Origin of the sequence: Pseudomonas sp. PS01301 (assembly GCF_029960215.1) — a bacterium.
GTDB lineage: Bacteria > Pseudomonadota > Gammaproteobacteria > Pseudomonadales > Pseudomonadaceae > Aquipseudomonas > Aquipseudomonas coleopterorum.
Genome location: NZ_JASCPM010000116.1, coordinates 1 through 720 on the forward strand (window position 1 = coordinate 1; position 720 = coordinate 720).

At 66.7% G+C, this 720-nt stretch carries 1 protein-coding gene; it reads left to right on the forward strand.

Annotated elements, in window-relative coordinates:
- Window positions 1-241: 241 nt before the first annotated feature.
- A complete protein-coding gene (locus QMX89_RS22665) occupies window positions 242-634 on the forward strand; it encodes a protease inhibitor I42 family protein (RefSeq protein ID WP_282349953.1) in 393 nt (130 codons plus the stop codon).
- The last annotated feature ends 86 nt before the right edge of the window (window positions 635-720 follow it).

Below are 720 nucleotides of genomic sequence, written 5' to 3' on the forward strand. Positions count from 1 at the left end.
GGCTCGCGCCGCTGCTACAACGGCCTCATCCGCCACACCCCTCGCGTCCTGACGCGGCGCGCGCGGTGGCTACGCCTCCAAACACCACAATCCCCTGTAGCAGCGGCGCGAGCCGTGTCCGGGTCCACCGCCGCCCCACCGAACGCACCGCAATCTTCTCAAACGCGGCCCGGGCGCCTGACTCCTGCACATTCGATGAACTGGGTTATGCTTGCCCCATCCTCGTCCGTTCGGAGCCACCATGTCCGTCGTCCGCCTGATACTGCCCGCCAGCCTCACCTTGCTTACGGCCTGCGCCCAGCAACCACGGCATAACATCGAACTGGAAGACCAGAGCCAGTGCCCGGTTGCCCTCAGCGTCGGCCAGACCATCACGCTGCAATTGCCCACCAACCCCAGCACCGGCTACCGCTGGCTGGTACAGAACCCCGGTGCCAGCGTCCTGCGCAGCCTGGGCCCGGAGGTCTACAGTAGCGCTCGGGAAACAGGCGTGGTCGGTGCCGCCGGGCAATCCACCTGGCGCTTCCAGGCACGCGCGCCAGGTGATGGCCACCTGATGCTGGTACTGCAACAACCCTGGGCCCCGGAAGTCCCGCCCGCTGAAACCTTCAGCTGCGACATCACCGTCAAGTAGCCTGTAGGAGCGGTCATCGGCCGCGAACGAGCCACCTCGGTACCGCTTTCACCCCGCGATATTCCTTCGCGGCCGATGACCGCTCC